Source organism: Dactylosporangium sp. CA-092794 (assembly GCF_050948465.1).
In the GTDB taxonomy this organism is placed as follows: domain Bacteria; phylum Actinomycetota; class Actinomycetes; order Mycobacteriales; family Micromonosporaceae; genus Dactylosporangium.
Genome location: NZ_CP192044.1, coordinates 12,317,731 through 12,336,699 on the forward strand (window position 1 = coordinate 12,317,731; position 18,969 = coordinate 12,336,699).

General features: G+C 70.2%; 11 protein-coding genes. 8 read left to right on the forward strand and 3 right to left on the reverse strand.

Annotated features, from left to right (window positions below; genetic code table 11):
- The first annotated feature begins 107 nt into the window (after nt 1-107).
- The 5 genes from ACQPXD_RS53420 to ACQPXD_RS53440 all read left to right on the forward strand — a co-directional run bounded on the left by ACQPXD_RS53420 (nt 108) and on the right by ACQPXD_RS53440 (nt 6,717).
- Nucleotides 108-854: an alpha/beta fold hydrolase gene (locus ACQPXD_RS53420; protein ID WP_432832437.1), complete on the forward strand. Its 747-nt coding sequence runs from the start codon at nt 108-110 to the stop codon at nt 852-854.
- Between the two features lie 184 nt (nt 855-1,038).
- The gene (locus tag ACQPXD_RS53425; RefSeq protein WP_432832439.1) at nt 1,039-3,558 is read left to right on the forward strand and encodes a hypothetical protein; all 2,520 of its coding nucleotides are present in this window, start codon (nt 1,039-1,041) and stop codon (nt 3,556-3,558) included.
- Nucleotides 3,555-4,418, forward strand: coding sequence for a TRAFAC clade GTPase domain-containing protein (locus tag ACQPXD_RS53430; RefSeq protein WP_432832441.1), 864 nt, complete (start codon nt 3,555-3,557; stop codon nt 4,416-4,418). Before ACQPXD_RS53425 ends, ACQPXD_RS53430 begins: the two co-directional genes overlap by 4 nt.
- Before the next feature lie 59 nt (nt 4,419-4,477).
- Complete coding sequence (locus tag ACQPXD_RS53435) at nt 4,478-5,515, forward strand: hypothetical protein (RefSeq protein ID WP_432832443.1); 1,038 nt, start codon at nt 4,478-4,480, stop codon at nt 5,513-5,515.
- Nucleotides 5,516-5,586: 71 nt separating this feature from the next.
- Nucleotides 5,587-6,717, forward strand: coding sequence for a hypothetical protein (locus tag ACQPXD_RS53440; RefSeq protein ID WP_432832445.1), 1,131 nt, complete (start codon nt 5,587-5,589; stop codon nt 6,715-6,717).
- A 70-nt stretch (nt 6,718-6,787) separates the two neighbouring features.
- Here ACQPXD_RS53440 and ACQPXD_RS53445 read toward each other — a convergent pair whose 3' ends face one another.
- Nucleotides 6,788-8,479, reverse strand: coding sequence for an FAD-dependent oxidoreductase (locus ACQPXD_RS53445; RefSeq protein WP_432832447.1), 1,692 nt, complete (start codon nt 8,477-8,479; stop codon nt 6,788-6,790).
- An 83-nt stretch (nt 8,480-8,562) separates the two neighbouring features.
- Here ACQPXD_RS53445 and ACQPXD_RS53450 point away from each other — a divergent pair, with 83 nt between their 5' ends.
- Both ACQPXD_RS53450 and ACQPXD_RS53455 read left to right on the forward strand, forming a co-directional pair.
- Nucleotides 8,563-9,228 carry a hypothetical protein gene (locus tag ACQPXD_RS53450; RefSeq protein WP_432832449.1) on the forward strand — a complete coding sequence of 222 codons (666 nt, stop codon included), beginning with the start codon at nt 8,563-8,565 and terminating at the stop codon, nt 9,226-9,228.
- A gap of 403 nt (nt 9,229-9,631) precedes the next feature.
- Nucleotides 9,632-15,691 carry a PA14 domain-containing protein gene (locus ACQPXD_RS53455; RefSeq protein ID WP_432832451.1) on the forward strand — a complete coding sequence of 2,020 codons (6,060 nt, stop codon included), beginning with the start codon at nt 9,632-9,634 and terminating at the stop codon, nt 15,689-15,691.
- 245 nt (nt 15,692-15,936) lie between these two features.
- Here ACQPXD_RS53455 and ACQPXD_RS53460 read toward each other — a convergent pair whose 3' ends face one another.
- Nucleotides 15,937-16,212, reverse strand: coding sequence for a hypothetical protein (locus ACQPXD_RS53460; RefSeq protein WP_432832453.1), 276 nt, complete (start codon nt 16,210-16,212; stop codon nt 15,937-15,939).
- A gap of 245 nt (nt 16,213-16,457) precedes the next feature.
- Between ACQPXD_RS53460 and ACQPXD_RS53465 the strand changes: the two genes are divergently transcribed.
- Nucleotides 16,458-18,158: an IS1634 family transposase gene (locus tag ACQPXD_RS53465; protein ID WP_432824727.1), complete on the forward strand. Its 1,701-nt coding sequence runs from the start codon at nt 16,458-16,460 to the stop codon at nt 18,156-18,158.
- A gap of 107 nt (nt 18,159-18,265) precedes the next feature.
- Here the strand turns inward: ACQPXD_RS53465 and ACQPXD_RS53470 are convergent, their stop codons facing one another.
- Nucleotides 18,266-18,892, reverse strand: a complete 627-nt coding sequence (locus ACQPXD_RS53470) for a hypothetical protein (RefSeq protein ID WP_432832455.1) — start codon at nt 18,890-18,892, stop codon at nt 18,266-18,268.
- Between the last annotated feature and the right edge of the window lie 77 nt (nt 18,893-18,969).

An 18,969-nucleotide genomic window follows, 5' to 3' on the forward strand; every position in this document is an offset into this window, starting at 1 on the left:
TTCCACCGTCAGCCCGTCAAGACGCCGTCATCCGGAGGTTTTCAGTGCTACGCAAAATTGGATATACAGGGGTACTCGCCGCAGCCGCGGGTCTGATGCTGCTGCCCATGACCGCGGGCAGCGCACACCCGGGTGGTCACCCGGCGAAGCGGCCGACGATCGTGCTCGTGCACGGCGCATTCGCCGACAGCAGCGGCTTCGCCGCGGTCACCCAGCGCCTCCTGGCCGACGGCTACCCGGTGGTCGCCGCGCCGAACCCGCTGCGGGGGCTCACCTCCGACGCGGCACAGGTCCGGGCGCTGCTGGACAGCATCGAGGGTCCCGTCGTGCTGGTCGGCCACTCGTACGGCGGAGCGGTCATCTCCACGGCCGCCACCGGGAACCCGGACGTGAAGGCGCTGGTCTACCTGGCGGCCTTCGTGCCGGAAACGGGCGAGAGCGCTCAGGACCTGGCCGGCAAGTTCCCCGGCAGCACCGTCGGGGTGTCCCTGAAGCCGGTACCGCTCCCCGACGGCCAGGTCGACCTCTACATCGACCCGAAGGTGTACCACGCCAACTTCGCCGCCGACGTGCCCGCCAAGGACGCCGCGCTCTACGCGATCGCGCAGCGCCCGGCCACCGGCGCCGCGCTCGGCGAGCCCGCGGCCGGCCCGCAGGCGTGGCACACGATCCCGAACTACAACCTCATCAGCGGCGCCGACAAAATCATCCCGCCGGAGGCACAGGCGTTCATGGCCAAGCGCGCGCACGCCAAGGTGCAGGTGGTCGACGGCGCCTCGCACCTGGTGTTCATCTCGCATCCCGGCACGACCGTGTCCTTCATCGAGAAGGCCGCGCGCGAGACCGTCCACTGACCGCCGGAATTCCCGGACTGATGCGGAGTTACAGCCGAGAATCGCTGACAAAAGGGTGCCGTGGATAGCACTTCAGCCGATTGCCGCAGCCTTTGCGTAAACGCAAGACTACTTGGTGTCACTTCGCTGTTCGGACTGCTGGTGAAGGGATTCCAAGCATGCCCACAACTGCCGAGCGCGACCGTTGAGCAGCGCGATCGAACGCAGCATCGAGGCCGCGCTCGATGCCCGCCACGCGCAGATCGGCACGGTGACCCGGCTGGCCGAACTTTGGGCGGTGATCCGTTCCGCCGCAGACCAGTTGGCGACGAGCGCGCCGGCCGTCGAAGCCGCCGCCGCGCGGACGGGTCTGCCGGGGGCCACCCAGCAGACCGCGGCCGAGCTTCGCACGGTGCTGCAGGAGGCGTTCGGGCCCGGCGGGTCACTGCACCCACGCATGGCTGCCATTGACTTACGCATCACGGCGGTCGTGGCGCGGGCGCACCGCGATACGGTGAACCTGGGCGTCATCGGCCTCACGAAGGCCGGCAAGACCACCCTGCTGCGCTCGATCACCGGCCTTGATGACGACAATGTGCTCCCGGCCCGGGCCATCAAACCGACGACGGCCGCGTCGAGCCGGATCTACCACGACCGTTCCGGAACACGGGCCGAGGTCCGGACATACGACTGGGATTCGTTCCGAGCCGATGTGCTCGTCCCGCTGTACCGCGAGGCGGCGGTCGGCGGGGTGGCGCTCGGCGAGGTTCCGCACCTGATCGATGCATGGCTCCGGGTCCGGTACCCGGAGCAGCGCGGGCTGCCGTCCGGGGCGAGTGTCGCCGTGCAGCGGCTGCTGCAGGCCCAGGAGTCCGTCGGCAGCTACCGCGGACTGCTCTCCGGGCCCGGCACCGTGGCGGTGGAGCCGCTGAACCGGCTCGCCTCGCTCGTCTCGCGCCCGGCCGACGACCAGTCCCGCGACCGGCCGTACCTCGCGGTGCGCGACGTGGTGATCAGGACGCCGTTCGCGCATGTCGACAGCGTGCGGCTCGGCCTGATCGACCTGCCCGGCGCCGGCGAGGCCAGCCTCGACGTGGAGAAACGGTTCCTCGAGCCGTTGCGGCACGAGGTCGATCTGTTCATGATGGTGATCCGGCCGGTGAAGAGTCAGGGCTTCGTGCGCGACTTCGCCCCGACGCGGCAGGTCATCCAGCTCGCGGACAAGGCACGGCTGGGTGTCCGGCTGACGGACTTCCTCACCGTCGTGGTGAACGATGACGGCGCCCCCGCCGACCAGCAATACGTCGACAGCGTCATGGCTGACCTGGCTCAGGACCCCGAGCTCGGCGACATCCCCCGCTATCGGATCAACAACGCCGACGGCGGCGCGGTGGCCTCGCGGCTGCTCGAGCCGGTGCTGCAGCACCTTGCCCGCCGGCTCGCGGCCATGGACGCGGCGACCGTCACCGGCGCGGTGGCCGAGGCCGACGCCGTGCTCGCCGATGCCGCCGCCGTGATCGAGCGGGCCGATGAGCTGGCCGACCGGATCCGCTCGGTGTTGCCGCTGGAGAAGTGGGAGTCCCTGCGGCGAGCCAAGGAACTGAGCAACCGGATCGCGAGCGGGCTCAAGCAGGTCGTCGACGAGTACGACAGCGTGGTGTCGGCCGGCAAAGCCGATCCTCGGATGCACAAGGCGATCACGACCGCCCGGGAAGGTATGCGCACCTGGGCCATGAACGGCCTCGGCTACGGCTCGCGCGAAGGCTGGTTGCAGGCGCGCAGAGAAGCGTTCAGTCCGCGGGATCTGGAGACGGTACAGGACGAGTTCGTCCGGGTCCGGCTCGCGCTCACGGAGCATTGCGATGCCATCGACGTCGGGCTGGAGAGCTCGATCCAGCGCCTGTGGCGTGACGTGGCCACGGTCCTGCGCACGAACCTCGGCAGCACCCTGGTGCCGGCCGAGGCGTCGAACGGTCGTACCCCCTTGGAGTCCCTGGCTGTGACGGCCCGGAAGCAGCGGGCGAACCAGCTGGCCGTCGCGCTGGCCGATCTCGCTGCCGTCAAGGTCGCTTACGGCAGTATCGTGCTGCGGGTCACCCGGCCGCTCATCCGTACCATCGACTGGCGCAACTCCGCGATCGCGGGACCCGCCGGGCACGGTCCCGGCGTGACGATCGGGTTCGGCATGGGCGCCGGGCCGATCGGCGCCACCGTCGATGTCGGTCGCGTCGACCTCAACGAGGTCGCGACCAAGCTGCTCGGCACCGTCGGGCGCGGTGTCGCACGTGGGCCGGCACCCGATACGGCAACGGTCACGGGTTACCGCTCAGAGGCGCCGATCCCGACCCAGCCCGGGCCGGTGTCCCCGGTGCCGCGAGTGCTCAACAGTGTCGAGGATCTGTACGACGAGTTGCAAGCCATGGTCCTGGCGCGCATCGATCAGATGACCACCGCACTCGACGCCGAGGCGGCGACGATCGCCACCGTGCTCGCGGCGGCCGCGGACCGGTTCCTGGACGCCGCCGGCCGGGCCGACGACATCGAGCAGGACTACGACGAGCTCTGCGCGCCGGTGCGCGCCGAGCTGTGGCCGGACCTTGTCGACGCCGGCGGACCGGCGACCGGGCTGTTGCTCGACGAGGTCCGCGAGGCCGGCCGGAGGGTGCGGGACGCCGCCGATCGGTTCCAGGCCGCCGCCGCGGCCGCGCAGGCGATCCCGCGATGAATGTCTTGCTGATCGGGCCGTCAGGGGTGGGCCGGACCACGTTTCTGTGCCTGGCGCTCGCGGCGCTCGGTGACCACCGCTTCCCGGTACGGGTGACGGCGGCCCGCAGCGAGACGGGCCGATGGGTGCGATACGTCACGAGGGAGATCCGCGAACGCGGAACGTACCCGGCGCGGGGTGGTCCCGATGTGGTGCTGGACCTGCTGCTGACGGCGGACAACGCCGGCCGGTGGCGGTTTCGATGCCAGGACTTCAGCGGCGCCGTTCTGCGCGAACCCGGCACCGCTCAAGCGGCGAGCTTCGACCGCGCACTGGCATCGGCCGATGGGCTGCTGCTCTTCGCCGACGCCACCGAACTGCTCGACGCTCGCCGTACCCCCCGAAACATCAACGACATCGTGGCGGCACTGCTGCGCGCGGCCACCTATCGGGCGGGCCGGCCGACAGCGGCCGCCGTCGTGGTCACCAAGACCGACGCGGTGGACCTGACCCGGCCACAGGTGACCGCACAGCTGCTCGAACCGTTCAGGTCGCTGGTGGCCAGCGCCCGCAGAGATCCGAGCATCCAGTTGCGGACCAGCTTCGCGGCGGTCGGCCCGCAGCCGGTGGGATTCGCCGGCCCGTTGCTGTGGGTCCTGACGCTCGGACTGCTCAGCCGCGCTCGCGAGCTGTCCCGCGCACTCCGCGTCCCGGCCGCGGCACCGCCGTATCACGCGGCCCGGCAGGCCGAGTGGGCCGAACTGATCGCGCTGAACGAGCTGCAGCCGCTGCTTGTCGAACGCCTCGTCGAGCTGGCCGACGAGCATCCCCTGATCCGGGCCGTCCATACACACGCGACCACCATCAGGAGCCCCCTGTGAACCTTCCGAATCTGCCGACCCTTTCCGGCCCCGAGCGCACCGGCCATCCGAAACTTGTCGTGACGATGCTCGGCGCTTCCGGGTCCGGCAAGACGACGTTCGTTCTCGGCATGTATGCCAACCTGGTCTCCGGCCGCCACGGCTACCGTGTCCACGCGCCCAACAAACAGCACATCCAATTGATGGACAGCTGGGACGCGCTCTGGGAGAACGGCACGCTACCGGTGGCCAACGACGAGCGTGCCATGGTGTCGTACGAGTTCTCGTTTCTGCGCGACCTCGAGACCCTGCTGGTGGTCGACTGGCTGGACTACCGTGGCGGTGCGATCCGCGATGACGAGACGAAGGCCGACGCCGCCGCACTCATCGAGCGGCTCAAGGTGTCGCACAGTGTCTACCTGGTGCTGGACGGCCGGGTTCTCGGCGAGTGGATCCGCGCTCACCTCCAGGCTCACGTCGCCGGCGGGCCGCCGCCCAATCTCTACGGTCAGCGGCGGAATCTGCGCGTCGAGGACATGACCAACCTCCTGCAGACCGCGTTCAACGCCCGCGCCGAGGCGGGCCACCCGCCGCCCTCGATCGTTGTGGTCATCACCAAACAGGACACCCTGCCGGAGATCACGGGCCTCGCTCCACAGATCGCGCTGGCCTTCGTCGCCGACCGGCTCGCTGAGCTCGTGCCGGTGACCATCGCGCACGGGGTGAAGACCATGGTCAATCCGGTGCAGCTCGGTGTGCTCGGCGCGCAGCCGACCGATCGGGTGCAGGTGGAGTCGCTGCACCCGATCGGTTTCGAGTACCCGTTCATCTTCACCTTCACCGAGTACCTCGCGGCACGCATCGACGAGACGAATCTGTTCCTGGAGACGATTTCGCGGCAGCAAGCCAACAACGTGCAGGAGATCGCCGTGATGCGCAGCCGCTTCGGCGGTCTGTTCAACCAAGGCCGCATCGGCCGGCTCAACTCCGAGCAGCAGCACATCGTCGCCGAACAGCAGCGCCTGCGCAATGACCTGCTGCGCATGCAGCACCAGGCCAAGCGGCTCACCGCCGATCTGAACTCGTGCGTCATCCTGCGCAGCGGACAACGCCGATGACCGGCGGCGGCCCGGGCTGGGCGCCGCTGGTCTACGGCCGGACGTTCCGGGCCGATCAGTGGTGGCGCGCCGTGCCGGAAGACCTCGACCCGAACGGTTGGGTGGGTGAGGTGGTTTCGGCGGTGCTGGCCAGCGGCAGCGACCTCGACAGACCGCGGTTCGTCCACGCCAGGCTGCACCAGCGGCGCGCCGTCGGGGTGGCCTGCCGCGCCAGCCTGCTCAGTGACTCGATGCATGCCGAGAGCCAGGGCCGGCCCTTGTTCACGTTCGTCGGCTGGGTGGCCGACGACACCGCGCAACCGCCCGGCCTGCCCGAGCTGGCCGGCCAGTACCGCACGTGGGCCGGCCAGGTGTACGAGCGATGGTTGCGCGACGTGTGGGGCGCGTCCGCTTCGGAACTGCGTGACCCCCCGCGGACGACCCCGGAACCGCCGCCCTGGCCCTCCGGTCCGCTGCACCCTGCGGACTCCCAGGCATGGCCCGACGCCGAACCGGGCCGGGTTCACGCCTACCCGGCCGCGGCGGCGGCCGACCTGTGGCGTCGCAGCCGGTCGGCCGCTGCGCCGTTCGTGCTGGCCGTCGGCTGGCCGGCCGCTGCCCGGGTGAAACTCACCGCGTTGTCACACCTCGCCGCCGACGACGTCGCCGAACCCGCGGCACTCGATCGGCCCGATCCCTGGGTCTTCGCCGAGCTGCTCGCACCACCGATGCCGGCGCCGGCGACGCAGGCCGAACCACCGCCGGCGCGTTCGTGGCCGCTGCAGCTGTCCCGGTCGGACGCCGCCGAGCTTCCCTGGTCGCTGCCGGGCATTCTCGGCTTCCGGAGCCGGCCGGCGACACGAATCCACACGGTGGCGTTGATCCTGGTGGAGAACGCCTACGTCCTCGCCGTCCGGGACGATCCGCACCGGCCACGCTGGCGGCTGCCATCGATCAATCCGGCGCCCGACGCCCGCGTGGCACTCGTCTACCGGGCAGTTCAGCAGCGCCAGGAGGACTACTTCGTGGCCTTTCGCAGCGAGCAGAGCCAGCGGAGTTTCGGCATGCCGGCACTCGACACGACGAATCCGATCGGGCACACAAAAGTGCTCGTGCCGCTGCCCCGCGTCAGGGAATTCTTTGAGCCGCCCCATGCCCGCGTCGCCTCGCTCATCCTGGAAAATGACGCGGCCGGCCGATGGCTCGCGGAGCGCTGGACCTGACCTGTTGGGCTCGCTCCCGCTCAGCCTCGAACGCGTTCGCGGGTCGCCGTCTCGGTCGCCGGCCGGCACGTCAGTGGTGGTAGATCAGCTCGGCGCGGCGCTCGCTGGGGTCGTGGCCGGTCACCGCGACGGTGGCGTGACGGTCGCGGGTGCGGTGGTCCGGGATCTGCGCCGCGGCCGGCTGCGCGTCGGTCGGCTCGTCGACCCCGCGAAGATCGGGCGGGAACGGCGCACCGGCCTCGATCAGGCCCTCGTACGACTCCAGCCACTTGCCCTGGTCGAACCCGACCGCGGCGGTGAGGCGGCCCTGATAGCCGTAGGCGGCCACGAACCGGCGCTGTGCGACCGAACCCTGGGCGATGACGACCTGGTCGGCGAGGGTCGGTACCCCGACGGATTTGATGTTGGTGCCGAACTGCGCGGACCAGAACACCGGAACGGCCAGGTGCGGCCACCGCTCGGCCGGGGCGCTGATCATGTTGTGGGCGGCGACCTGGGCCTGTGCGACGGCGTTGCCCCAGTGCTCCAGGGCCAGGAACTGGTAGTCGTACAGCGGGTGCGGGAAGCGGGCCACGTCACCGGCGACGAACACGTCGTCGGTGACCACGCCGGCCGCGTCGAACACCCGGCAGCCGGCGTCGCAGCCCACCCCCCAGTCGCCGACGGCCAGGCCGCAGCCGCGCAGCCATTCGGTGTTGCGGACCGCGCCCAGCGCCACCACGGCCACCTCCGCGTCCACGATGCTGCCGTCGGACAGGTGGGCGCGGCGAAGCCGCCCGGCGGTGTCACCCTCCAGCCGCGTGACGGTGACCCCGCAGCGCAGGTCGACGCCGTGCTCACGCTGCAGGTCGGCGGCCACCGCGCCGATCACCCCGCCCAGCGCGCCGGCCAGGGGCGTGGGCCCCCGCTCCACAAGCGTGACCGCCAGGTCCCGGTCCCGGCAGGCCGAGGCGACCTCCGAGCCGGTGAACCCGCCGCCGATGACGAGCACCCGGCCGGGCCGTCCGGCCAGCCGGTGTCGCAGGCCGGCGGCGTCGTCGCGGGTCCGCAGCACGAACACGCCGTCGAGGGCGGCCTCGTCCGCGTTGAACCAGGGCCGGGCCCGGGTACCGGTGGCGATCAGTATCCGGTCGTAGTCGATGATGCCGCCGTCGCCGAGGTGTACCTGCTTGCCGGCCGGGTCCAGTCCGGTGGCGGGCACGCCGAGCAGCCACCGCGCGTGGAGTTCGTCGACGCGGGGCAGCCCGGTGTGGTCAGGGGCCACCCACCCGTCAAGGACCTGCTTGGACAGCGGCGGCCGGTCATACGGCCGGTACGGCTCGTCCCCGATCATCGTCAGCGAGCCGGTGAAGCCCTCCCGGCGCAGCGTCGCCGCCGCGGCCAGGCCGGCCAGCGACGCGCCCACGATCACGAGCCGGCCGTTCCGGCGCAACCCCTCGATCGCCGCGTCATGCCCGTCCGGCGACGGCTGCCAGCCGGTTCGTCGCCACCCGGCCGTCCGCAACGGTGCGGCCGGCCTCGCAGCCGCTGCCGGCCCGGTCGTCGCGGATTCCACGGCGGCCTCCTTGTCGTCGACGTGATCGACCAGGATGGCCTGCACCGGACAGGCCGCCGCGGCCCGCAGCACGCGCTCCCGCTGCGCGTTGTCGGGCTCCGGGTCGTACATCAGCGCCTCGGCGCCGCGCATCCGGAACACCTCGGGAGCGAGGAAGGCGCACTGCGCGTAGCCCTGGCAGCGCGTGAGGTTCACCACAACCCGCATTGCCGTGTCCTTCCCCCCGGTCCTACCGGCAAACCGGCGGCTGAGCCTGGTGAGATTGGGCGACCACGGTTAGGGTCGCCGTCGTGGTTGCTGTGTGGCGGATCGTGAACTATCACCAGGCCCAGGCGCCGGTGACCGAGCCGGTGACCAAGTTCGGCGGCCAGCCCACCTGGCTCACCGGGCCGCAGTGGCCGATCAGCCAGGGCTGGGACACGCCGATGCGCTTCGTCTGCCAGATCGCGTTGGAGCCCGAACTGGCCGGTGCCGGCCCGGGTCGCCTGGCCTACGTGTTCATCACCCACGGCGACCACGGCCGGGATGTCGAGGACTTCGATCCGGACGTCATCTTCGCCGACGGTGGTGAGAACGCCGTCCTCATCCAGCCCGGCGGCACCTTCGACGGTCCGACCAGCCCGCTGAGCAGCGGCCCGACCCTCTATCACAGCGATGGGTCGCCGGCGGAGTACACCGTCGACCTGGTCCGCGGCGAGGACCCCGATCACCTGACGCACGACGCCTACCTGGCGCTGCCGCCAGCCGAGCGGGACCGCTACTTCCAGACCCTGGACCAGGACAAGATCGGCGGGACGGCACTGCAAGACGCGCCCAAGAACGGCCCATGGCGGCTCCTGCTGCGCCTGGAAGCGAACTGGAAGCCGTTCCACCTCAACCTCGGCGCGGCACCGGTGGCCTTCGCGTTCGTCTCCACCGACGGCCGATACGGGTGCTTCCTCGTCGAAGACTCGTAGTCCGAACCCCGACGACGGCAGCGGCGCGGACGTGAGGGCCGGCGGCACCGGTCAGTCGGGCTCGCGGAGTCTCGCGATCGAGCTGATGAGCTCCACCTCGATCTGGTCAAGGTCGGGCCAGGGGAACTGGTAGCCGTTGCCGCGCAACAGGGCGAGTCCGTGCATGGCCGTCCTCGTTGAGGATCTCCCGGGCTTTGGGTGGAAGAGGTCCGCTGGAGTCCCGCCGCGACCACGCCGCCAGGGCCTCCCCCTGGCTCATTGTTCAGAGATTGTCGTTCAGTGTTCAGGCACCCGGCGGTGAACAACGGCAACGGGCTAGGCATGGCGAATCGGTTCCGTGACGATCAGGGGGTTGTACATGTCACACCGATTCCGACAACGCGGTCCGCGTCTGTTCGCGGCGGTGCTGGTCGCCGTCCTCGGGCTCACGATGCTCAATGCGCCGCCCGTCGGCGCGCGCGAGCGGGCGAGCGCCGCACCGATCGATGCGCGCGAGGTTCCGCTCCTGCCGGGACAGGGTGCCGCGCGGCCGTCGGCCGCTCCGGTGAAGGCCGAGTTCGCGCCGCTGGCCAGCCGGTCCGGCGGTGCGGGGCACTTCGACCCGAAGACGTCGCGGCCGGTGTCGCGGACGATGTTCTCCGAGGAGTACGCGAACGCGGACGGCACCCGCACGGTTCGGCAGTCGAGCCTGCCGCTGAACGTGGCGGACGCCGAGGGCCGATGGCATCCGGTCGACACGGCGCTGCGGCGCACGCCGTCGGGACGGCTGGCGGCCACGGCGCAGCCGCTGGCGCCGTCGGTCGCCGGCAGCGCCGCGGACCCGGCGGTAGTGTCCGTCGAGGTGGACGGCGCCCGGGCGTCGCTCGGCCTGGAGCAGGCCGCGCCCAGCCCGGCGCGGGTCCAGGGCAACCGGGCGAACTACGCCGACGTCCTGCCGGACACCGACCTCGACTACGAGGTCACGCCTGGATCGGTCAAGGAGACGCTGCTGCTCAAGCGGCCGCCGGCCCAGGCGACGTGGCGGTTCCGGCTGGCGACGACTGGGCTGACCCCGCGCGTCGCGGCCGATGGCACGGTTCGCTTCACCGACGCCCGGTCGGTCCTGAAGCTCGTCATGCCTCCGGTCGAGGCCTGGGACTCATCCGGTGACGCGAGCCACGCCCCGGCGCAGAGCGGCGGCGGCTATCGGCTCGAGCGTGCGGGTGAGGGCTGGGTCCTCACCGTGTCGGTCGACACGGCGTGGCTGCGTGACCCCAAGCGGGTCTATCCCGTGCACGTCGATCCCACGTTTTCCTTCGGGGTCCTGGACTCGCAGTCCTACCGGTCGGACGGCTACGTCTGCGGCAACTGCGGTCTGCGCATCGGCAACAGCCAGAACAACGGTGACTCGTACAACCGGACCGCGGTGCAGTTCGACTTCTCACCGTTGTACGGCAAGACCGTGGTCGGCGCCCGGGTCGACCTCACGCGCAACACCAGCGTGGTCGGCTCGCTGAAGACCTGGAACGCCGACCTCTTCCACGCGTCGGCCCTCGACTACAACGGACTCGGCGCACACCTGGCGAGCGCTCTGGTCGGTGACGTGGGTTCGTTCTCCTCGCCGGAGCTCACCGGGTTCCTCAAGCACGTCGTGGACATCCGGCAGCCCTCGTACTTCATGCTGCTCGGCAGCGAGGTCGCCGGTACCTGGACATACAAGGACCTCAACGCCACACTCGTCGTGGACACCGGAACCGCGCCGCCCGCAGCGAATCTGGCCGGCCCGGCCGACAACAGCGTGCTCACCACGTTGACGCCGACGCTGGCCGTCAGCCCGGTGACCGACCCGGACGGTGACCCCACGTCGTACTGCTTCAAGGTCGCGACCGGCCCGGACGCGCGGTCCGGTGTCGTCGTCGACTCCGGTTGCCTGGCGAGTCCGACCTGGACCGTGCCCGCGGGCGTGCTGCAGGACGGCGGTACCTACACCTGGCAGGCGACCACGTACAGCGGGATCAGCACGACCGCCCCGCCCTGGGTGGGCCACTTCAAGGTCGACCAGCGGATCGGCGCACGCGGACCGTCGCCGGTCGACACCCTCGGCCCGTTCACCGTCAACCTCGCCAACGGCAACCTCTCGACCCAGGTCAGCGGCCCGGAGTTCAGCACCGTCGCGGGCAAGGCCGGGCTGTCCCTGACGTACAACTCGCAACAGGCCGAGCTCAAGGGCCTGAAGGCCTCCTACTTTGTGGACCTGTCGCACAACGGCCTGATCAACGACGCACAACAGCCGGTCCTCGTGCGGACCGAGCCGCAGGTGAACGTCAACTGGGACACCGGATCGCCGTTCCCGCCGGCGATGTCCGCCGATTGGTACGTGGTTCGCTGGGAGGGCTATTTCCAGGCGCCCGCCACCGGCGGCTACCAGTTCGCCGGGGTACACGACGACGGCGCCACGGTGTGGATCAACGGGGCGAAGGTCTACGGCGTCTCCGGCCCGAGCGACGTGAACTGGACCGAGTCGACGATGGTGAACCTCACCGCCGGCCAGCGGGTGCCGATCAAGGTCGAGCTCGCCGAGGCCACCGGCGCGGCGAAGATGCGGCTGTTCACCCGAACCGCCGACGGCGTGACCGTACCGGCCCAGATTGTTTCCGCGGACTGGTTGTACTCCGCCGACCTGCCGGCGCTCTCCCGGGGCTGGGTGCTGTCGTCCGATGTGGACGGTGACGGCTCGGCGTACACCGAGGCCAAGATCGCCGATCAGTCGATCGTGCTCACCGATGGCACCGGCGCCAAGCACACCTGGACCAAGACGAGCGCCGGCGGCTACAGCCCGCCCGACGGCGAGGTCGGCGTCCTCGCCCTGGACACCGGCGGCCGGGTCACCCTGACCGAGGGCTCCGACGTCTTCACCTTCCGCGCGGACGGGAATCTCGACGCCCAGACCAGCGTGGCCGACTCCCGCAAACCGGCCACCCTGCAAAACCTGTACGACGGCACGCCCTCGCGGCTCCGGGAGATCAAGGACCCCGTCTCCGGACGCTCACACGTGCTGCACTACAACCGAGCCGGTGACGACTGTTACGGCGGCGCCACGGTGCCGCCCGGCGCCGACCGGCTTCCCCCGTCGCAGATGCTGTGCCGCGTCACGTACTGGGACGGCAGCGAGACCCGCCTGTGGTACGTGGGCGGCAACCTCAGCCGCGTCGAGGACCCGGGCTCCGAGATCACCGACTTCGGCTACACCGCTCAGGGCCTGCTGAACGGTCTGCGGGACGCCCGCGCCGGCGACTGGATCGCCGCCGACCCGGCCACCCGGAAGGCCAACGAGGGCGACATCACCGCCATCGTCACCTACGACGGCGCCGCCAAGGCAAAGGTGCTCGGGGTGGCCTCTGCCGTACCGGCGATCGGCACACCGCGGCAGGGCCGCACCTACCGCTACGACCCCGCTGGGCGGCAGACCTTCGTGGACGTCGCCGGGCTCTCCCCGGCGCAGGGCTTCGCCACCAAGGTCACGTTCGACGACGCGGACCGTACCCTGAGCACGACCGACGCCACCGGCCGGACCACTCGCCAGAGCTGGAACGTCCGGGACCAGGAACTCACCTCGAGCGACCCCGCGGGGCGGATGACGACCAAGGTCTACGACCAGGCCGACCGTCTCACCGACACGTACGGTCCGGCCCCGGCGTCGTGTTTCAGCGGCCAACTGCCCACGGCCGCCTGCGCGAACACCGTGCCGCACGAACACAGCGGCTTCGACGAGGGAATCAACGGCCTGTCCGTCGCCTACTACGCCAACGACTCGCTGACCGGCGCGCCCAAGGTGTTCAGCACCGGCATCGGCGAGGCCACCGGCAAGCTGGCCCGCAACTGGGACACGGCCGCCCCCGCGGACGGCATCCCCGCCGATCACTTCTCGCTACGCGCCACCGGCGAGATCGTCTTTCCGCAGGCCGGCGACTACACACTGCGGGTCCTCGCCGACGACGGGCTACGGGTGTGGATCGACGACCGCAACGTGATCGACGACTGGCGCAACACGGCACCGGCCTGGCGGCAGGCGACCGTGCACAGCGACGCGGCCGGCTCGATCAAGCGGATCCGCCTCGACTACTACGAGTTCGACGTGACCGCCCAGCTGGAGCTGCATTGGACCACCCCGGGCGGCCTCCAGGAACAGGTGCCGGGCACCGTGCTGCGGCCCCGGTACGGGCTCACCACCTCGACCGTGACGGCGGAGTCGGGCGGCGTGCCGGACCGGGTGTCCGCGACCCGCTACACCGGCCTCGACCCCGCATACGGGCAAGCCACCTCGATCGTCGCCGACCCCGCCGGACTCGGCCTCACCCAGGGGTTCGGATTCGAGCCGGTCGGCAACGGGTACCTGCGCAAGACGAGCCGGACGCTGCCGGCCGGAACCCAGACCGGCTACAGCTACTACGGCGACGGCGAGGCACGCGCCAACCCCTGCGTCACCGGCAGCCCGTCGGTCAATCAGGGCGGCCTGGCGAAGCTGACTGCCGGTACCACGCCGGCGACCGGGCCGGCGCGGGTCGACGAACAGGTTTACGACGCCGCCGGACGGGTCGTGGCGAAGGCTACGGCCAACCAGTGGTCGTGCTTGAGCTACGACGCCCGGGGACGCGTCACTCAGCAGACGTACCCGGCGAACCCCTCGGCCGGGGCCCGCACCGTGACCCGTGACCACGCCGTGGGCGGCGACCCGCTGACCAACTCGGTGGCCGACCAGAACGGCACCGTGACCACCACGGTCGACCTGCTGGGCCGGGTCGTGCGCTACGTCGATGCCAACGGAACCGACACCGTCACCACCTACGACCGGGCCGGACGAGCCACGCGGATCTGGAGCGACCCGTCGCTGTCCAACGACGCACCGCGTGTGACCACCACGGCGTACGACGACGCGGGCCGGGTGGTGACCGTCGAGGTCGACGGCGTCACACAGGCCACCGCCTCCTACGACGCCGGTGGCGAACTGGCCGGCGTGACCTACTCCAACCGGGCCGCCCTCACCGGGACCGGCCGCGACGCCGCCGGCCGCACCACCTCGCTGACCTGGAAGCTCAGCGACGGCCGGACGATCGTCTCTGCCGTCACCCGCAGCCGGGCCGGAACCGTCACCGACGAGTCGCTGGGCGGTGTGGACGCCAATCCAGCCGGTCCGAACTACGTCTACGACGCGGCCGGCCGGATGACCGAGGCCTACGTCACTGGACACCACCTGACGTATGACTACAGCTCCGCCTCACCGGGCGCCTGCCCGGCCGGGACGCAGCCGACCGCGGGCCGCAACTCCAACCGGATCCGGCTGCTCGACCAGACCACGGCGGGCACCGCCGAGACGGGATACTGCTACGACAACGCCGACCGGCTGCTCGCCACGACCGGCGCGACCACGGCGACCGGCTTCACCTACGACAACCACGGCAACACGACGGCCTACACCGTCGGCGGCTCGACCACGCGCCTCGGCTTCGACGCGGCCGACCGCAACATCTCCCTGAGCACCACCGGTTCCGGCGCCGCCGACGTGTCCTACGTCCGGGACGCCACCGACCGGATCGTGCGTCGCGACGCCCGCCAGGGCGACGAGCAGGACGCCGTGCTCTACGGATACGCCGGTGACGGCGACGCCGCGGTCGCCACCTTCGACACCGACCACCACGTGCTGACCTGGACCCAGGTACTGCCCGGTGGCGTCGTGTGGACCGAGCAGAACTCCCAGGCGCCGGACAACTGGGATCTGCCGACGGTACGCGGGGATCTGTTCGCCACCGTGCAGAACGGCGGCCTGACCGTCGGCGATGTGCAGGCCTACGACCCGTACGGGCAACCGCTGACGACAGCCGGCGGTCTGGACAACCAGCCCGGCCGATTCGACTTCGGCTGGCTCGGCCAGTACCAGCGTCCGTACGAGCACGCGGGTGCACTGTCCATCATGGAAATGGGTGACCGTCCGTACAGCCCGCTGTTCGGCCGCTTCCTCTCCGTCGACCCGGTGGAGGGCGGATCGGCCAACGACTACGACTACGTCATGGGCGACCCGGTCAACAAGACCGACCTCGACGGAAACTCGTGCCGCAGAAACTGGTACTCACGCACCTGCACGACGATCCGGTTCCGCTGGACCCGCTTCTCGGTCCGGACCGTCACCCGCACGGTCTGGGGCTCGACCATCGACCGCGAGCGCGAATACCGCCTCGGCCGGGCCGGGCTCCGCAGCGGGTGGATCCTCGACTCCGAGATCACCTGCACCCAAAACCGCGGCGCCCGCAAGAGCTGCTCGATATACCAGCCACACGCCACGAAGATCAAACGCAACTGGCCCTGCTTCGGCGGATTCCTGGCCTTCGGCGGCGGGTTGATCGCGACCGCCGCTACCAACGGCGCCTTCGCACCCTTGCTCGGCGCAACGATGATCGGCGTCAACGGAGTATTGGCATCATGCCGGTAGACGACCGAACAAATGTGCTGGTGGTCAAGCTCGCTTGACCACCAGCACGTGAGTTATGCCGCATCTGCCGCTGGTTGCGCGCGCTGGAGGGGCTTCGGCGTTGGCAGCCACCGGACGGCGCTGGCCGGTCAGCGCCTATTGAAGCGGCGTGCCACGTGTCGCATCGGATTGGTCAAGCTCTGCGATGAAGCTGCACAAGGGCGACGTCGTCGAGGTGTGTGAGCGCCGCCGGAAGAGCGAAGGCTTCACCGTGCGAGCGCGAGGAACGTCGGTTCGCCCGCGCCCTGCGGCAACGCGATGATTTGCGTGCCGTCCGGCCGCGGATTCGCAGAGTCAAACCGGCCGCTCGCCAACCGGATTGGTGTGTCGCACGTCGTGATGCGGCATTGGTACAGGCCGGCCGTGTCGCCCTGTCCAGCGCTGATCACGAGCACCCCTTCGTCGGTCACCGCCATGGCAAGGGGCCATCGGAACTGGACGCTGGGAAAGGTGACCTCGCCGTTGACTCGGTCCTGCACCACGACCCGTCAGATCTCGTCCACGGCGACCGGTCCAGGTCGCGCATTGGGCATCTTGCCGGTGCAGGGCGTTTCACAAACGTGGAGGAACCCGAGTTCCGCAGTTCGGGGCTTGATCTAGATACCGTTTGAGGCGTTAGCGCTGGTCGCGGGGTTGGCGAGCCGCCCCTGAGCGGAAGATGCCTAGTAACACGCTTCGGCTGACTACTGAGCGTTGAGCTGGGCCGATAGGTATATGATCTAGAGCTGTGTATGTACGAACGACATCACGGCGGACCAAAGACGGCAGCGAGGTGCGGTATCTACAGCTCGCGCACAACGAGTGGGACGCGGACGCCGGGCGGTCGCGGCCGCGGATCCTGTTCTCCTTCGGCCGTGAGGACCAGCTCGACCGCACCGGGATCGAGCGGCTGATCGGCGCGTTGTCCCGGCTGCTGGACCCGGCCTCGGCCGCTGCGCTGACCGCGCCGGCCGATCTGGCGGTCACCGGCTCGCGGCCGCTGGGCGGGACGTTCATCCTGGACGCGTTGTGGCGCAGGCTGCGGATCGATGCGGCGGTCACCACCGCGCTGGCCGGGCGGCGGCTGGATGCGGCGGCGACCGAGCGGGTGCTGTTCGCGCTGGTCGCCAACCGGGCCCTGGCCGCCTCCTCCAAACTGGCCGCGACCGGCTGGATCAGCAACGACGTGCACATCGACGGGCTGGCCGAAGTCTCCGACGACGCCTGCTACCGGGCGATGGACGCGCTGGTCGACGTGGACGCGCGCGTGGCCGAGCAGGTCTACTTCGGGGTGACCGATCTGCTGAACCTTGAGGTCGACCTGCTGTTCTTCGACACCACCAGCACCTACTTCGAACTCGACGAACCCGATGAGCCGGTATGGCGCGACGAGCACGGCCGCGTGGTGGACGCCGGCGATCCGGTCGCGGTGCGGCACGCGGGGTTCCGCTCGTTCGGCAAGTCCAAGGACTCCCGTGACGACCTGCCGCAGGTCGTCATCGGCATGGCCGTCACCCGCGACGGTATCCCGGTGCGGGTGTGGTCCTGGCCCGGATCGACGGCCGACAGCAAGCTGATCCGGCAGGTCAAGAACGACATGCGCGCCTGGTCGCTGTCCCGGATCGTGTGGGTCGCCGACCGTGGCTTCTCCTCATCGGGCAACCGCCGTGAGCTGATGCGCGGCGCCGGCGGCTACATCATCGGCGAGAAGCTGCGCTCGGGGTCACCGGAGGTGCAGGCCGCCTTGTCCCGGCAAGGCCGCTACCAGCACGTCCGCGAGAACCTCCAGGTCAAAGAGGTCAACATCGGCTCCGACGACCGGTTCGTGCTCTGCTACAACCCCGAGCAGGCCGTCCGCGACGCCGCCACCCGCGAGCGGATGATCGCCCAGCTGGAGCAGGCGATCGCCGGCTCGGACACGCTCACCGGCACCGAGCGCGCGAAGCTGGAGGGCGTCATCTCCACCAAGCCGCACCTCAAGCGGTTCCTGCGCACCACGCCCGGCGGGCTGCTGCGCATCGACAAGAAGAAGATCGCCGCCGAGGAGAACCTGGACGGCAAGTACCTCCTTCGCTGCTGCGACCCGAACCTGTCCAGCGAGGACATCGCCCTGGGCTACAAGCAACTGCTCGAGGTGGAACGCGGCTGGCGCGACATGAAACAGATCATCGACCTGCGCCCGATCTACCACCGGCTAGAGGAGCGTATACGCGCCCACGTGCTGCTGTGCTGGCTGGCGCTGCTGCTCATACGCGTTGCGGAGAACACCTCCGGACAGACCTGGCAACGCATCCGCACCGAGGCCGACCGGCTGCACGCCGTCACCTTCACCGGCCCGGCCGGCACCTTCCGGCAGACCACCGAGCTCACCAAGACCCAGCGCGACCTGTTCACCGCGCTCGCAATCGACCCGCCCAAGCGAGTCCAGGCCGCCATCCCAGCCGCCTGACCGCCGAACCCCAGGTCAAGACCTCGCCACGGCCTCCGACCGCCTAGACACACGCCCCGTCACCAGCCGAGGGCGCATTTCCGCACGTCACCAACCGGATCCGCGGCCTATTCAACACCCCTACCTGCGGAACTCGGGAGGAAGAACGCGAGGTACCGTGCGCGCGGCGACAGGGCCGGAGCCATGGCCAGCACGCGGGCCTCGCAACCCGCTCCGCCGGCCGGCGGCAGGGCGGTCGCGAGACTTACCGAGCCGCCGGGCATCAGGACCTCCGTGTCCAACGGGTGCACCGTTCCACCGGTGAGCGTCCCCACGCCCGAGCAGCCCAAAGTGGTGTACTCGATGAAGGCCGATCGGTCCGGCTCGGACCAGACACCTGCACCGTAACCGGACAACGGGGGCAGGTCTGCGGTCGACGCCGCGGCGAGGGACTCGACCAGGCCGCCGTCCAGATCGAAGGACACAAACGTGACCCGCGGGTCATTCCCGCCGCACGACACGACGAGCCCTACCCTGGGTGAGGCCAATGGGAAGATGGACCGCACCGTCGCGCCGTAGCACACGCGGCCCAGCGATACCGCGCGCAGGCGGCCGCCGCGAGGCCCCATCCACAGCACGGCCGCCTCGTCGGACGGGTTGCGCACGAGCACCACGTCGCCGTTCGACGTCCAGCCCGCCGCCGTCGCCGGGCCGTCGTCGCTACCACCGCACCCGGTGAGCAGTGTCAGCGTCAACCCCACGACTGCGACCCACCCGGCATAGCGCCCACTCATTGCGCGCACCGTACTCGACACCTGCGACTCGGGCGTGG